Source organism: Pseudomonas sp. efr-133-TYG-103a (genome assembly GCF_030209235.1).
GTDB lineage: Bacteria > Pseudomonadota > Gammaproteobacteria > Pseudomonadales > Pseudomonadaceae > Aquipseudomonas.
The window spans coordinates 38,540-53,211 of record NZ_JARVSK010000002.1; the positions used below are offsets into that span (position 1 = coordinate 38,540).

Sequence of the window (14,672 nt, forward strand, 5' to 3'; positions counted from 1 at the left end):
CGCTCCGGCCAACGCTCGACGTCCAATCTGTCTTATAATCGCCGGTTCTTGTAGCGCTGCCGGGCCGATCCTGCGGCCCGAAACCGGACCTCTCAATGTTACGAATCACCGAACTCAAACTGCCGCTGGATCACGCGGACGACGAACTGCGCGCCGCGCTCTTGCAGCGCCTGGCCATCGGCAGCGACGAACTGCTGGATTTCACCCTGTTCAAGCGCAGCTATGACGCGCGCAAGAAATCCACCGAGTTGCAGTTCATTTACACCATCGACTTCCAGGTGCGCGACGAAGCTGCGTTGCTCAAACGCCTGAGCCACGACAAGCATATCGGTCCTGCACCTGACGTCAGCTACAAAGTGGTGGGCCATGCCCCTGCCGGCCTGACCGAGCGTCCGCTGGTCGTCGGCTTCGGCCCGTGCGGCATTTTCGCAGGTCTGCTGCTTGCACAGATGGGCTTCAAACCGATCATTCTCGAACGTGGCAAGGAAGTTCGTCAACGCACCAAGGACACCTGGGGCCTGTGGCGTAAGAACGTGCTCAATCCGGAGTCCAACGTGCAGTTCGGCGAAGGCGGCGCGGGCACGTTCTCGGACGGCAAACTGTACAGCCAGATCAAAGATCCGAAATTCCAAGGTCGCAAAGTGCTGCACGAGTTCGTCAAAGCCGGTGCGCCTGAAGAAATCCTCTACGTCAGCAAACCGCACATCGGTACGTTCCGCCTGACCGGCGTGGTGGAAAACATGCGCCAGCAGATCGAGGCGCTGGGCGGCGAAGTGCGCTTTCAGCAGCGCGTCACTGATGTGCTGATCGAAGACGGTCAGATGCTGGGCGTGCAGCTGGACAGCGGCGAACGCATCGAGTCGCGCCATGTCATCCTCGCCCTCGGCCACAGCGCCCGCGATACCTTCCGCATGCTTCACGGCCGCGGCGTGTACATGGAGGCTAAGCCGTTCTCGGTCGGTTTCCGCATCGAACATCCTCAGGGCCTGATCGATCGCGCGCGCCTGGGCAAATACGCCGGTCACCCGAAACTGGGCGCCGCCGATTACAAACTGGTGCACCACGCACGCAATGGACGCTCGGTCTACAGCTTCTGCATGTGCCCCGGCGGAACCGTGGTCGCCGCAACGTCGGAGCCCAACCGCGTCGTCACGAACGGCATGAGCCAGTACTCGCGCAACGAACGCAATGCCAACTCCGGCATCGTCGTCGGCATCACGCCTGATGAAGACTATCCGGGCAGCCCGCTGGCGGGGATCGAACTGCAAGAGCGGCTGGAATCCCACGCCTATATCATGGGCGGGGAAAACTACGAAGCCCCTGCTCAGTTGGTCGGCGATTTCATCGCTGGCAAGGCGTCGACTTCTCTGGGAGAAGTCGAACCTTCCTACAAACCTGGGGTGAAGCTGACCGACCTCGCCGACGCCCTGCCCGCGTTCGCGATCGAGGCCATTCGTGAAGCGCTGCCGGCGTTCGACAAGCAGATCAAAGGCTTCTCGCAACCCGACGCCGTGCTCACCGGCATCGAAACCCGCACCTCTTCGCCGCTGCGGATTACCCGCGGTGCCGACATGCAGAGCCTGAACGTGAAGGGCCTGTACCCGGCAGGCGAAGGCGCCGGTTATGCAGGCGGGATCATGTCCGCGGGCGTCGACGGCATTCGCATTGCCGAAGCCTTGGCGAAGGGGATGTTGGGCATCGTCGACTGATCCAACGAAAGCGGTGCTCCCGGTGGGAGCGAATTCGTTAGCGAATGGCCGGTACGTCCAACTCTGTTTTCATGAGTCGTATCCACCATTGTCAACGAGTCCGCTCCCACAGTCGTTTCTTTCCCATACTGGTAACGATTCCTACAAGTCACGCGGGATGAGCCCCGTAGCACTTTGTAACTTATCTTCATATCTATTTGTATACAGAACACGCTTCGATTTTTAATAACCAAATCGAATATAACTTTTGTTTTCAGAAATAAGAACTGAGGTTAGGGTGTCACTCCTTTTGCGCATGTCCATGGAGCGTGACCTTGCCCGTTCGCAATACTTTCAGACGTTTCTTCCAACTGGAGGCAGCCGGCGGATTACTGCTGATCGCAGCAGCAGCGCTCGCGCTCATCATCAACAACTCCCCTCTTTCATGGCTCTATAACGGCCTGCTGGACGTCCCCGTCGTCGCACAGATCGGCGCGCTGAAGATCGCCAAACCACTGCTCCTGTGGATCAACGATGGACTCATGGCGTTGTTCTTTCTGCTGATCGGGCTGGAGGTCAAACGCGAGGTGCTTCAGGGGCATTTGTCCCATCCTTCCCAGATCGTGCTTCCCGGTGCCGCGGCCATCGGCGGCATGGTGGTTCCCGCCCTGATCTATTGGGCGCTGAACAAAGACAACCCTGCTGCCCTGTCCGGCTGGGCCATTCCGATGGCGACCGACATCGCGTTTGCGCTCGGCGTTCTGGCACTGCTTGGCAAGCGCGTACCGGTGTCACTGAAGCTGTTCCTGATGACCCTGGCCATCATCGACGACCTGGGCGCGATCATTGTCATTGCGTTGTTTTATTCCGCTGAGCTATCGGGCCTCGCGCTGGGCCTGGCTGCAGTGTCGATCGGCGCACTGATCGTGATGAATCGTCTGGGCGTCAGCAGGCCTGCGCCGTATCTGCTGGTCGGGCTGGTGTTGTGGGTGTGCGTCCTCAAAAGCGGCGTACACGCCACCTTGGCGGGCGTGGTCCTGGCCTTCTGCATCCCGCTGAGAACACAGCGCGACGCACCCTCCCCTCTGCAGCAAATCGAACACGGGCTCCATCCGTGGGTGGCGTTCGCCATCCTGCCGCTGTTCGCGTTCGCCAATGCGGGCGTGTCGCTGAGCGGTATGTCCCTTGAAAGCTTCACCCATCACGTGCCGATGGGCATCGCTCTGGGCCTGCTGCTGGGCAAGACCCTCGGCGTGTTCGGCCTGACCTGGCTGGCGATCAGGACCGGCATGGCGGCGTTGCCAACGGGTGCCAACTGGGGCCAGGTGCTGGGCGTGTCGATACTGTGCGGAATCGGCTTCACGATGAGCCTGTTCGTGGGCTCACTGGCGTTCGTGCCAGGGCAAAGTATCTTCGCCGGAATGGACCGGATGGGGATTCTGACGGGTTCGATACTCGCGGCGCTGATTGGCTACGGCATCACCGCAATCGCCAGTCGCAAGGCAGTCGCTTCAGCGCCTGCACCGTGACCTGAAGAGTGAACATGGCAAACAAAAACGCCCCGGATTGACCGGGGCGTTTTTTTGTAAGCAAGTATTGCGAGAACCTTGCTCGGCGTTTCAAGCGTCGCTTAGTGAGTCACGCGACTCGTGCCATTTACGGTCATGATGCGCACACGTTCGCCAACACGGAAAATCTCGTTTTCCTGTACTTCCTGAACGTAGGCACGCATGGTGCCGTCATCTTCGCGCACGGTGATTTCCACACCTTGGGCACGGGTCAGACCGCCTTCAGCCGCAGAACCCAACAAACCACCGGCCACCGCACCGATCACTGCTGTCACGATGCTGCCGCGACCGCCACCGATTGCGCTACCGCCAACGCCGCCGACGATTGCACCGGCGCCTGCGCCGATCGGAGTCTTGGTGCCTTCAATCTTCACAGGACGCAACGATTCGATGGTACCCAGGCGCACGGTCTGCACTTGGCGAGCTTCATCGCGCGAGTACGAGTCGCCAGTCAGGCTCGATGTGCAGCCGCCCAGCGTCAGCGCCATGGCGGTGAACGAAGCGACCAACAGAACAGACTTACGCATAAACTTTATCTCCGAAGGAACAGGTAGCCATTAGACTCCGCGACGCCAACCGATGTCACGGTCCTGTACCGATAATTTACGTTTATTCAGGCGCGATACAGCAAGCCGCCGGCGTCTACTTTTATGGACGACGGCGTGCTGGATAGATTCAAAGATTCGTGTGATTTGCCGCCGGAGCGTCAGGGGGCCAGACGTTCACGCTGCCAGCGATCATTGATCAGGCGGTAGTTCAGGCGGTCATGCAGACGGCTGGGGCGTCCCTGCCAGAATTCGATGCGATCCGGGACCAGTCGGTAGCCGCCCCAATGATCCGGACAGGTGGGCTGAGTGTCGCTGAAGCGCTCTTCGGTGGCTCTGAGCAGACCTTCAAGCGCCTCGCGGCTGGCAATGACCTGGCTCTGTGGAGACGCCCAGGCACCAAGCCGGCTGCCCAGCGGGCGGACCTGAAAATAAGCGTCGGACTCTTGGTGAGTGACCTTGGCGACACGCCCTTCGATCCGCACCTGGCGCTCGAGGGTCGGCCAGAAGAACGTCATGGCCGCAAAAGGCTGCGCAGCGATTTGCTGCCCTTTGGCACTGAGGTAATTGCTGAAGAAGGTGAAACCTTGCGCATCGAGCCCTTTGAGCAGCAAGACGCGGCAGTGAGGGCGACCGTCGGCATCGACGGTCGCCAGCGTCATGGCGTTGGCTTCAACCGGCGGCTGCTCGGTCTTCACCGCTTCGTCGAACCACTGGCGAAACAGTGCGAACGGCTCATCCGGCGCCTGGGCTTCGGTCAAACCCTCGCGGGCATAGTTACGACGCATATCGGCCAGACTCTGGCTCATCACTGCCTTCCTTAATCGAAATCCATGAGCGGGACGCCGATATTAACCTCAGTTGTTGCTGGCTTGGGCATCCGCAGCGGGTTTCTTGGCCGCAGCCTTGGCTGGAGCGGCTTTGGCCTTGGTTGGCGCGGCTTTCTTCACGGCTGCTTTTTTAGCAGCGGGCGCCTTGGCGGCGGCAGCTTTTTTCGCCGGAGTTGCAGCCTTGGCCGGTGCCGCTGGCGCAGGTGCCGGGGCAGACGCAGGCTTGGCGTTCTGCACAGCGACCAAGGTCGGCGCCGGAGGCAGGTTGTATTTGGCCATCAGCGCAACCATGGTGTCCTGCGGCGTCATGATGATCTCCACTCGACGATTGAGCGCACGACCGGTTGCACTGTCGCTTGCCGCTCGCGGCATCACGGCACCCATGCCACGCAGGTTCAGGCGATTACGCTCCAGCCCGCTGAGACGGAAAATGGCGGCAACCGATTGTGCGCGTTGCTGGCTGATTTTCAGGTTGCTGTCGCTGGCGACGTCGCTGTGACCGAGCACCAGAATGGCGGTTTTCTGATCGCCCTCGACGACCTTGGCCATGCGGGTGATTGGGCCTAGATTGACGGGAAGCAGCATCTCGGGCCGGTCCGGGTTGAAGGTGCTGTCCACGGGCGCGGTCACGACCAGAACGTCTTCGCGGCGCTCGAGTTCGAATTTGCTGTCCTTGATCGCGTCACGCACGCGTGGCTCGTACTGGTCCAGCCAGGCCTGAGTGACCTTCGGATCGACTTTGGGAATGGCAGGCGCTGCGTCTTTTTTCGCTTCGCTGCTGCCGAACGGCCACCACCACTTGCTGCCATCATCGGCCTTCGCCACTGCGGGCTTTTCAGCGGGTTGAGTCGCGGCCACCTCGGGCTTCTTCTCAGTGGTGCCATGGTCAGAGCCGAATGGCCAGTACCAGTGCGTGCCGCTTTCAGCTTCCGTCTTGGCAACCTCGGCGGCGACCGGGCTGGCGGCCGGTTTGACTGGCGCGGCATCGGTGCCCTTGCCCGAACCGAACGACCACCAGTGGCCATTGCTCGCCGATTGATCCTGAGGAGTTTGCGCACAGCCGGTGACGGCGATGCACAGCGCGAATGCGAGAGATTTATTGGCAGACATGGGTGACCCACACAAATAATTGATCAGAAAATGAACGAAGCAGCGCCCATATAACACGCATAAACGCCGTTTTGGAAAAGGAAACCGCCCTACGGTTCCGATATGGGCGGTTTAACTGACAGTCGGTATAACAAGCACTTATCAGCGATAGTTATTGCAAACACTCACCAAGGACACGCACCAGTCGCTGAGCGCGAGGATCCATCAACACATAAGGCCCCAATGTGTTGGTGACGAATCCGAACGCGACATCGCGCTCCGGATCGGCGAAGCCGACCGAGCCTCCTGCCCCGGGATGTCCGAAGGATTTGCCGCCCAGTCCGAACGTGGCGTTAGGTACTGACGGCTGATCCAGCATGCAGCCCAGGCCGAAGCGCGTCTGGGTCAGCAGGGTCTTGTCCTGGCCGGCGCTGTGCTCGCGCGTCAGCTCGTTGAGCAGCTCCGCTTCCAGCAGGCTGCCGTCGAGCAGTGCGCTGTAGAAGCCCGCCAGGCTGCGGGCGTTGCCATGACCGTTCGCCGCGGGCTGCTGCATGCGGCGCCACTCCGGTTTGTTGGTGCTGGTCATGATCGAAGGAGGATTGGTGAACGCTCGCGCGGTCATCGAAGCCGGTTCGCGCATGGTGGTCTGCACCAATCGCTGTGCTGCTTCATCCCCCATATTGCCCTTGCCGCGGGCGATGTGAGCAACGCGATGAAATTCCGCGTCGGGCAATCCGACATGGAAATCCAGGCCCAGCGGCTTCGAGATCCGCGCCGCGATGGCGTCTCCCGGCCCTCGGCCATCGGCGCGGCGGATCATTTCCCCCACCAGCCAGCCATAGGTGATTGCGGCGTATCCATGGCCCTGCCCCGGTGTCCACCAAGGCTCTTCGGCAGCCAGCGCGCGGGTCATTGCGTCCCAGTCATAGAGCGCCTCGGCCGGAAGCATCTCGCGAATCGCCGGCAACCCGGCCTGATGACACAGCAGTTGACGCAGCGTGATGGCCTGCTTGCCAGCAGCACCAAATTCCGGCCATAGCCGCGAGACAGGCTCGTCGAGATCCAACTTGCCCTCTCCCACCAACTGCAATGCAGTGACAGCAGTGAAGGTTTTGGTGCAGGAAAACAGGTTGGCGATGGTGTCGCTGTGCCAGATTTCGGCGCCGTCCTTGTCGGCGGTGCCTGCCCACAAGTCGAGCACGGTGTTTCCGCCGATCTGCACGCACAGCGCCGCGCCGCGCTCTTGCTGATCGTCGAACAGCGCCGCGAATGCCTCGCGGACGGCCTCGAATTGAAGCTCGAAATGACCTTGAATCTGCACGGTTTCGCTCTCCGATCAGGGGCTTCACAAAATGCCGTGCATTGTTCCAGCGATCAGCGGATTTGGGAACCGCAACACGGCGTCAGATGCAGCGTGACGCTTCGAGGGGCGTTCGCCGGACAATGGATCTGTCGACGAAACCCGGCGGATCAAAACCGTTATCGGGTCTTGCCCATGACGTCGCCGACCTGTCCATTGGCCTTGCGCACGGCGTCGATGAAACCTTGATACGGCACATCGGTAATGCCGACCAGACCCAGATGGCCGTTTTCGCCATCGAGCAGGCGCCCGGTGACGGGCTGATCGAGGTACTGAAACCAGTGCACGCCCACGATGGAGGGTTCTGCCAGCGCGGCTTTGAGGAAGTTGGCGTACGCCGGGCCACGGTCCTCCTCGCGCGGCACCTCGATCGCGCCGCCCCAGAACGGCCCGCGATCACGAGAGCCGAAATGAAACTCGCTGACCAGCACCGGCTTGTCCAGCACACGCAATCTGGCAAAGTCCACGCCGTCCTGAGGCTTGAGCGTGTACAGGTTGAAACTCAGCACGTCGCAATACTTCGCACAGGCCTCGATGGCTTCGGGCGTCGTGACGCCATAGCGCCCGCCGAGCAGCATATGGTTGGGAGCATGCCACTTCAGCGCATCGGAGATGGTCTTGAAGTAGGTTTCGGCAAAGACGCGCTGAAAATAACGGAAGTCGTTTTCGATCTCAGGATGATCGGCGCTCGGCAGTGGCGGCTCGAAACCCGGGTCCTCCATCAGCTCCCAGGCAGGCAGGTCGATTCCCCAGGCTTTGGACAACCCTTGCTGGTTGCGATATTTGTCGCGCAATTGCTTGAGGAACGCGCGCTTGGCCGGCACATCCGTGGTCAGTTTCAGCGTTCCGTAAGCCAGTGCGTAGCGATCTTTCGGATCGTCGCCCGGCGCGGCCCAGGCCAGTTCGTTGTCGGCGAAATAGCCAATCAGATAAGGATCGTCGCGATGATCGCGGGCAGCGATGGAAACCGCCCGTTCGGTGGCCATGGCAAAGCGCGGATCGAACGGATCGGGCATGCCGCCCCACCAATCGTGGCCGGTGCTGATGCTGACGTAATCGCCCACGATCGACAGCGGCAATGTATAAGGCACACGGCCTTTGGTGGCCTTTTCGTTGCCTTCCAGCGCCGGCTCGCTCCAGTTGCCGATGGTGTTGAATCCCCACGCCTGCAAGCGTTGCAGGGAGTGCTCGACCCAGCGTTTGCTGTCCAGAATGACCGGTTTGCACTCGGCGGCGGGCGGCACCACGGCAGGTGTCTGCGCCGCTGGAGCCGACGTGTTCGAATCGCTTGATGCCTCGGCGGACGATTCCTCGTTGTCGGCGTCGTCCTGCTCAGGCGCTGCAGGCGAGACAACTTCGACGCACTTGGCCGGGCCATAGGTGCGCTGCAGGTTGGCGCCATAGAAATCGAACCAGCGCCCCCGGTCAAACTGACGATCCTTGCTGGCGCCGGTATCACGATGGTCGTCGCCCTTGCCGTAGAACGCCGCAAGAGGATCATTGCTGGTCGGCAGCTCGGCGAACATCCCCTCGCGCCCCTCGATGTAGGTCTGGCTGTCATCGGCGGCAATGGCATTGACGCCGAGTGAGTAAAACGGATGGCCTTCCGGCGTGACCAAGTACCAGCGATCATCGCGCTTTTCGGTGCGGAAGAAACCTTTGGCTTCGAACGACGGCCCTTTGAGCAGGCCGCCGTACCGGTCATGGGCAGGACGCTCTTTCAACCAGCCCTTGAGTTGCTGTTGCTCCTTGGCCGCCAGCGCCTTCATCTGATCATCACTGGTGATCTTTTCCGGCCATTTGCCACGAGCGTACTGCCCGTAACCGTCGACCAGATTGCCGTAAACCGCGCGTTGCAGCGCATCGCCCTCTTGCACGCCGAATTTCTCGATCAACACGCTCTGGGCGACTTCGGGCCGGGACATCGACACGGTCACCGACGCCACGTGCGCGCTGTCCAGATCGCCTTCGGTATTGGCCAACAACACACGCCGCCCTTCGTAGGTCCACGGCATCGGCGGGCCTGCGCGCATGCCCTGACTGAGCGGCGAGCTGGCCTTGAGCGGCAGAACCAGGGTTTGTGCGGGGCCTGCCGGAAGGTCAACGCGGCTGCTGAGCACTTTTCCGTCACTGCTCTGGATTTGAACGTACAAGGTCAGCGCCCAATCCATCGCGCTTTGCAGCCGCAAGGTCATTGCGCTGTCGCCACTCCAGTCCCACTCGCCGGTCTGGGGCGCCAGGCGCAAGGTGGGTCTTGCGACCGGATTGAAGGTCACCCGCCGCAGCACTTCACCCTCGGCGGTCTGCTCACCATTGGATTGCGGCAGGCTGGCGTCCTGCGTGGTGACCTGCACCACGTCGGCAGGGCGTACGAAATTGAACAGCGTCTGCTGCACATCGGGGGCCGCGTGGGCGGATCCTGCGCACAGTGTCACGAGGGCGGCAGACAGCGAACGGCGAATCATGCGATCAAGAACTCCTGAATCTCGGAAGCCCGCGCGGCAGCTGTGCAGTCGCCCGGGCAGACCGGGTTAAGACCTGACCCGCTGCGTTTCATCCCGAGAGGCGTCAGGATATTTCGCGGCGAAACGGTGGAAGCGCGTTGAGAATGGCCTTGCCGTAACGCTGAGTGACCACACGGCGATCCAGCAGCGTGATGATGCCACGGTCTTTTTCGGTGCGCAGAAGACGGCCGCACGCCTGGATAAGGCGCAAGGACGCGTCGGGCACGGCGATTTCCATGAACGGGTTGCCGCCGCGCGCTTCGATCCACTCAGCCAGTGCCGCTTCGACAGGATCGTCGGGCACGGCGAACGGGATTTTGGCAATCACCACGTGCTCGCAATAATCGCCCGGCAGGTCGACGCCTTCAGCAAAGCTGGCAAGGCCGAAAAGCACGCTTTCATCGCCGCCGTCGACCCGAGCCTTGTGCTTGTTCAGCGTTTCCTGCTTGGAGAGGTTGCCCTGAATGAACACCCGCTTGCGCCAGTCCCGCTCGAGCCCGTCGAACACTTCCTGCATCTGCTTGCGTGAGGAGAACAGCACCAGCGTGCCTTTCGAGCCCTCCACGAGATCGGGCAGTTCACGAATGATCGCCGCAGTGTGTTCGGCAGCGTTGCGCGGATCGGCCTTGAGATCGGGCACCCGCAGCACGCCTGCATCGGCATGGTGGAACGGGCTTGGCACCACGGCGGTGACCGCGTCCTTGGGCAGACCGGCGCGCATGCGGAACCGATCGAACTTGCCGAGCGCCGTCAGCGTTGCCGACGTCACCAGGGCGCCGTATGCCACGTTCCACAGGTTGCGACGCAACATTTCGGCGGCAAGGATCGGGCTGGCGTTGACTTCGATGTCGAACAGCGAGCCGCTCTCGGCCAGCGTCAGCCAGCGCGCCATCGGCGGGCTGTTCTCAGGGTCCTCGGCGGTGAACGCCGTCCACAATTCCCAGTTGCCATGGGCCCGGGCCAGCAGGCTGCCGAAGAGCGGATACCACTCTTCGGCCTGATGGCTGGCGATACCGATGTTGGATTCGCCGTCCATGCCCTCTTTGAGCAGGTCGGTCAGGCGCGTAAACAGGTCGTCCAGCCGCGCGAAACCCTTTTTCAGTTCGATGCCCATCTCGCGCATGTGCTCAGGCACCACGCCGCCGACGAAGCGATGACGCGGACGTTCGCGGCCTTCCATGTCTTCGCCGGCCTTGAAGTCGGCCAGTTGTTCGCAGGCCGTGAACATGAATTGCTGGTGAGTCTTGATCTCGCGCGCCAGTTCCGGGACTTGCTCGATCAGCTTGCCCAGATCACCGGGCAGCGGGTGCTGAGCCAGCAGTTTGGTGAGGTTCTTCGCGGTCTGTTCCAGCCAGTCGGCCGTGGAACGCAGACGGCTGAAGTGAGCGAAATGGCCGATGGCCTTGTCCGGCAAATGATGCCCTTCGTCGAACACGTAGAGCGTGTCGCGAGGATCCGGCAGGACAGCGCCACCGCCCAGCGCCAGGTCAGCCAGCACCATGTCATGGTTGGTGACGATGACATCGACTTTGCCCATGCCTTCACGCGCCTTGTAGAAAGCGCATTGCTGGAAATTCGGGCAATGACGATTGGTGCACTGGCTGTGATCGGTGGTCAGGCGAGCCCAGTCCTGATCGGCCAGTTCCTGGGGCCAGCTGTCGCGGTCGCCGTCCCACTTGTTGCCCGCCAGTTTTTCAATCATGGTCGTGAAGAGCTTCTGGCTCGCTTCATCCACCTCGATCTTGAAGCCTTCCTCTTCGAACAACTGAGCGGTGGCGCTTTGCGCATTGCCCTCTTGCAAGAGCATGTCGAGCTTGGAAAGGCACATGTAACGGCCGCGCCCCTTCGCCAATGCGAAGGTGAAACTCAAGCCGCTGTTGCGCATCAGGTCAGGAAGGTCCTTGTGAACGATCTGTTCCTGCAGCGCGACCGTTGCGGTGGCGATGACCAGGCGCTTGCCCGCAGCCTTGGCCGTGGGAATCGCGGCGATGGCGTAGGCGACCGTTTTCCCCGTACCCGTCCCCGCCTCGACCGCCACCACAGCCGGATCGCCCGAACGCCGGCCTTCCTCGTCGGTGTCCACGTCGCCCAGGACCTTGGCCACTTCGGCGATCATCAAACGCTGGCCGTAACGGGGTTTGAGGCTCTTGGCTTCGAGAAAACGCGAATAGGCGCCCTGAATCTGGGACTTGAGTTCGGTGCTGATCATTGGCTGGGTCGTTGGCTCGGCGTCACGGGTGCTGAATAAGAACACAAAAAAACTGCTGGATATATTTCCAGTTCCTGGAGGGCGGCTATCATACCGCGCTAATGCTTTCTGCGCAGATCGGAGTTCTTGATGTCACTTGTAGCCTTTGTCTACGCCATGCATGTGCTGGCGGCTGTTCTGTGGGTAGGAGGAATGTTTTTCGCCTGGATGATTCTTCGACCAGCGGTCATCGCCGCCCTCGAGGGCCCGGCGCGTCTGAAGTTGTGGGTGCAGGTATTTCCGCGCTTCTTTATCTGGGTTTGGGGGGCCGTGATCCTGCTGCCGGTCACCGGCATCGGCATGATCAACATCAATTTCAGCGGCCTGCAGACCGCGCCCCGCTACGTGCAGGTAATGATCGGGCTGTACGTGGTGATGGTGGCGCTGTTTCTGCGGATCTCGACCCTCAACCTGCCGGAGCTGCGAAAGGCCGTGGCTGCCGAACAGTGGCCGGATGGCGCCGCGGCGCTGGGCAAGATCCGGCGCCTGTTGGGGATCAATCTGCTGGTTGGGATCGCCGTCATCGCCATTGCGGCGGCACGTCCCGGGTTCTAGCCCGACGCAAGACCGCCAGCGTGAGGGCGCTCGCGCGTGTTCAAGAGCCGCTGCTGACTCGCAGCGGCCTGTTCACGAGCACCCTCGTTTCCCGCGCCGAATGTCCCAGCGTCGGACCGCGTGACGCGCTTACAGCTTGCGCACACTCACCGAGCCGTCCGCCCCTTGAGCACCTGACTGACCCTTTTCCCCGTTCTTGCCCGACTTCGCGCCATCGGCTCGGTAGACGATGCAGCCCTTGGAGGCGCCACCTTTGCCGCCGCGACCGCCTTCACCGCCCGCGCCACCGGCTCCGCCCTGAACATTGACTTGCACGTGGTCATCCGGGAAGGCCGCAGGCAGTTCCAGGCGCACCAGCGCACCGGCTGCGCCCTCACGGCCGTTTCCGCCGTTGTCGCCGTCGAAACCGCGACTGGCTGATCCCCAGGTACAGCCCGGATTCTGGCCGTTGCCGCCATCAAGGCCCACGAAGCCAGGCGATCCGGCACCGCCGCGAGCGTCGATCGACAGCAGATCGGCCGTCAACTGCTCGACCCGGACGGTGAGGTTGCGACCTGGTAGCGGTGCTTTCTCGAACGTGCCCGGCGCGCCGCGCGCCGTGATCTGCGCGCCGCTGCCCAGCTCGCCCCGCTTGACCTGCAGGCTGAACGGCTGTGGACTCGGCACGATGGCGATGCGTGACTCATGCCCCATGATCAGTTGATCGACCTTCACCTCGGTCAGGCCGGCGGGGATCAGCAGCGTGCCGTAATCGGCGACCTCCAGCCGATCCAGTTGCAGCACGCTGGCGTTGCTGGGCAGACGCATCAGCGAGTGCGGCTCCACCGAGATGGCCTGCGCCATCACCCAGGAACTGCTCAGGGCCGACAGCAGGCCCGCTGTCATCAACAACGCGTTACGCATGGTGAACCTCCGCCTGACGGCGACCGAGTGATTGCAGGTGAAAGATGCCGAAGGAAACGATCTGCAGACGGTCGCGCCACGGATGAGGTCGCCCGCGCAAGCTGCCATTGAAAAGGAGCACTTCCAGAAGGTGAGTCAGCAATAAAAAGCCGCCCGCCAGTTTGATCAACACGTCAAAAGGGTTTGGCAGGACAACGACCGCGTTGACCAGTACGACCAGCCAGAACCCCAATGTCAGGATTTTTCCCAACCCCCAGAACAACTTCATGAAACGCCCCTGCTGTTTTTTTATTTCCGTGCGGCGAAAACGTTTCGCGCACAGTAAGGCCAGAGCAACGACTATGCCAGAAGATGATTTCAAAAATCTGCGCGATCAGGCGTGCGTCGTCCCGCCTGGCGGCCATAAAAAAACCCTGCCGAAGCAGGGTTTTCCGGATCACGCATCGATCAGCGATTGATCTTGATTTCCACACGGCGGTTCAACGCACGGCCATCGGCCGTTTTGTTGTCGGCCACTGGACGCGCTTCACCATCGCCTTCCACCGAGACGAACGCACTGCGAGCAATGCCTGCGCTGACCAGATAATCAGTCACCGATTGCGCGCGTTTTTCCGACAGTTTCTGGTTGTAAGCATCGCTGCCTACGCTGTCGGTGTGGCCGCTGACGTGCAGTTGCACGTTCGTCGCTTCGGTTTTCAGCTTGGTCGCAACCATATCCAGTTGCTGTTTGTCGCCTGGGGTCAGCGTTGCCTTATTGAACTCGAAGTGCACATCGCGAATGGTGATGATTTCTTCTTTAGGCAGGACGACCGGCGCTGCGACAGGTTCTGGCGCTGGCGTCACGATCGGGCAACCGGTTGCATCGACAGGCGTGCCTTTAGGGGTATCAGGGCACTTGTCGACGCTGTTCAATACACCGTCGCCATCATCATCGCCATCGCCGTGAACCCAGCAATAGGCGCCGGCCATCACACCGACCGCGCCGCCCAGGCCCGCTGCCACGGAGGCGGACTGAAATGCACCGATGGCGGCACCGCTCAGCACGCCGCCTGCCGCACACAGAGGCCAGTCGGTCTTTTGCAAGCCGGCACAGCCCGTCAATACACTGGTAACCAAAATCAGAGGTAACGCTGTCCGAATCATGCTCATACAGTTCTTCTCCTTTGGTATCGGCTAAAACCGACTGGGGTGGAGTAAAGACGGCACTTAGCCATTCTTCAACTTCACGGAGGCCGCGCGTGGCAATAAACATGGGGCGAATACTGGGTTGCGTTGGGCCTTCCGGAAAATCGAAGAAAATCTGTCCCTTTATTTGAATAGCCTTTTGCCTTCACTCGTACGCTTTGTCAGGGCGACGAATGAAAAAGTTCAAGCACTAGGCC

Annotated in this window: 13 protein-coding genes; 4 read left to right on the forward strand and 9 right to left on the reverse strand. The window is 61.2% G+C overall.

What is annotated here, in order from left to right; all coding sequences use genetic code 11:
• The first annotated feature begins 95 nt into the window (after positions 1-95).
• Together QRN36_RS02085 and nhaA are read left to right on the forward strand one after the other, a co-directional pair.
• On the forward strand, positions 96-1,709 hold the full coding sequence (locus QRN36_RS02085; RefSeq protein WP_285422616.1) for an NAD(P)/FAD-dependent oxidoreductase: 1,614 nt from the start codon (positions 96-98) through the stop codon (positions 1,707-1,709).
• Positions 1,710-2,023: 314 nt separating this feature from the next.
• Positions 2,024-3,217: a Na+/H+ antiporter NhaA gene (gene nhaA, locus QRN36_RS02090; protein WP_285422617.1), complete on the forward strand. Its 1,194-nt coding sequence runs from the start codon at positions 2,024-2,026 to the stop codon at positions 3,215-3,217.
• 101 nt (positions 3,218-3,318) lie between these two features.
• Here the strand turns inward: nhaA and QRN36_RS02095 are convergent, their stop codons facing one another.
• From QRN36_RS02095 to dinG, 6 genes are all read right to left on the reverse strand, one after another.
• Entirely contained in the window at positions 3,319-3,783 is a 465-nt protein-coding gene (locus tag QRN36_RS02095) for a glycine zipper 2TM domain-containing protein (protein ID WP_093461110.1), read from the reverse strand.
• 179 nt (positions 3,784-3,962) lie between these two features.
• A complete protein-coding gene (pdxH, locus tag QRN36_RS02100; protein ID WP_285422618.1) occupies positions 3,963-4,610 on the reverse strand; it encodes a pyridoxamine 5'-phosphate oxidase in 648 nt (215 codons plus the stop codon).
• Between the two features lie 48 nt (positions 4,611-4,658).
• On the reverse strand, positions 4,659-5,741 hold the full coding sequence (locus QRN36_RS02105) for an OmpA family protein (RefSeq protein WP_285422619.1): 1,083 nt from the start codon (positions 5,739-5,741) through the stop codon (positions 4,659-4,661).
• 151 nt (positions 5,742-5,892) lie between these two features.
• A complete protein-coding gene (locus QRN36_RS02110) occupies positions 5,893-7,041 on the reverse strand; it encodes a serine hydrolase domain-containing protein (RefSeq protein WP_285422620.1) in 1,149 nt (382 codons plus the stop codon).
• 158 nt (positions 7,042-7,199) lie between these two features.
• Entirely contained in the window at positions 7,200-9,545 is a 2,346-nt protein-coding gene (locus QRN36_RS02115) for a beta-galactosidase (protein ID WP_285422621.1), read from the reverse strand.
• Positions 9,546-9,648: 103 nt separating this feature from the next.
• On the reverse strand, positions 9,649-11,793 hold the full coding sequence (dinG, locus tag QRN36_RS02120) for an ATP-dependent DNA helicase DinG (RefSeq protein WP_285422653.1): 2,145 nt from the start codon (positions 11,791-11,793) through the stop codon (positions 9,649-9,651).
• A 129-nt stretch (positions 11,794-11,922) separates the two neighbouring features.
• Between dinG and QRN36_RS02125 the strand changes: the two genes are divergently transcribed.
• Positions 11,923-12,387 carry a CopD family protein gene (locus QRN36_RS02125; protein ID WP_285422622.1) on the forward strand — a complete coding sequence of 155 codons (465 nt, stop codon included), beginning with the start codon at positions 11,923-11,925 and terminating at the stop codon, positions 12,385-12,387.
• Between the two features lie 129 nt (positions 12,388-12,516).
• Here QRN36_RS02125 and QRN36_RS02130 read toward each other — a convergent pair whose 3' ends face one another.
• On the reverse strand, positions 12,517-13,290 hold the full coding sequence (locus QRN36_RS02130; protein WP_285422623.1) for a collagen-like protein: 774 nt from the start codon (positions 13,288-13,290) through the stop codon (positions 12,517-12,519).
• Complete coding sequence (locus QRN36_RS02135) at positions 13,283-13,558, reverse strand: DUF1145 domain-containing protein (RefSeq protein ID WP_285422624.1); 276 nt, start codon at positions 13,556-13,558, stop codon at positions 13,283-13,285. Before QRN36_RS02135 ends, QRN36_RS02130 begins: the two co-directional genes overlap by 8 nt.
• Here QRN36_RS02135 and QRN36_RS02140 point away from each other — a divergent pair.
• Positions 13,557-13,748, forward strand: a complete 192-nt coding sequence (locus QRN36_RS02140; protein ID WP_285422625.1) for a hypothetical protein — start codon at positions 13,557-13,559, stop codon at positions 13,746-13,748. The genes QRN36_RS02135 and QRN36_RS02140 overlap by 2 nt on opposite strands.
• Here the strand turns inward: QRN36_RS02140 and QRN36_RS02145 are convergent.
• Entirely contained in the window at positions 13,738-14,439 is a 702-nt protein-coding gene (locus QRN36_RS02145) for an OmpA family protein (RefSeq protein WP_285422626.1), read from the reverse strand. The genes QRN36_RS02140 and QRN36_RS02145 overlap by 11 nt on opposite strands.
• Between the last annotated feature and the right edge of the window lie 233 nt (positions 14,440-14,672).

Excerpts from the sequence above, each read along its gene's own strand:
- QRN36_RS02085 (WP_285422616.1), top strand. The coding sequence starts at position 96 with ATGTTACGAATCACCGAACTCAAACTGCCGCTGGATCACGCGGACGAC.
- QRN36_RS02095 (WP_093461110.1), bottom strand. The coding sequence starts at position 3,783 with ATGCGTAAGTCTGTTCTGTTGGTCGCTTCGTTCACCGCCATGGCGCTG.
- pdxH (WP_285422618.1), bottom strand. The coding sequence starts at position 4,610 with ATGAGCCAGAGTCTGGCCGATATGCGTCGTAACTATGCCCGCGAGGGT.
- QRN36_RS02105 (WP_285422619.1), bottom strand. The coding sequence starts at position 5,741 with ATGTCTGCCAATAAATCTCTCGCATTCGCGCTGTGCATCGCCGTCACC.
- QRN36_RS02115 (WP_285422621.1), bottom strand. The coding sequence starts at position 9,545 with ATGATTCGCCGTTCGCTGTCTGCCGCCCTCGTGACACTGTGCGCAGGA.
- dinG (WP_285422653.1), bottom strand. The coding sequence starts at position 11,793 with ATGATCAGCACCGAACTCAAGTCCCAGATTCAGGGCGCCTATTCGCGT.
- QRN36_RS02125 (WP_285422622.1), top strand. The coding sequence starts at position 11,923 with ATGTCACTTGTAGCCTTTGTCTACGCCATGCATGTGCTGGCGGCTGTT.
- QRN36_RS02130 (WP_285422623.1), bottom strand. The coding sequence starts at position 13,290 with ATGCGTAACGCGTTGTTGATGACAGCGGGCCTGCTGTCGGCCCTGAGC.
- QRN36_RS02140 (WP_285422625.1), top strand. The coding sequence starts at position 13,557 with ATGAAACGCCCCTGCTGTTTTTTTATTTCCGTGCGGCGAAAACGTTTC.
- QRN36_RS02135 (WP_285422624.1), bottom strand. The coding sequence starts at position 13,558 with ATGAAGTTGTTCTGGGGGTTGGGAAAAATCCTGACATTGGGGTTCTGG.
- QRN36_RS02145 (WP_285422626.1), bottom strand. The coding sequence starts at position 14,439 with ATGAGCATGATTCGGACAGCGTTACCTCTGATTTTGGTTACCAGTGTA.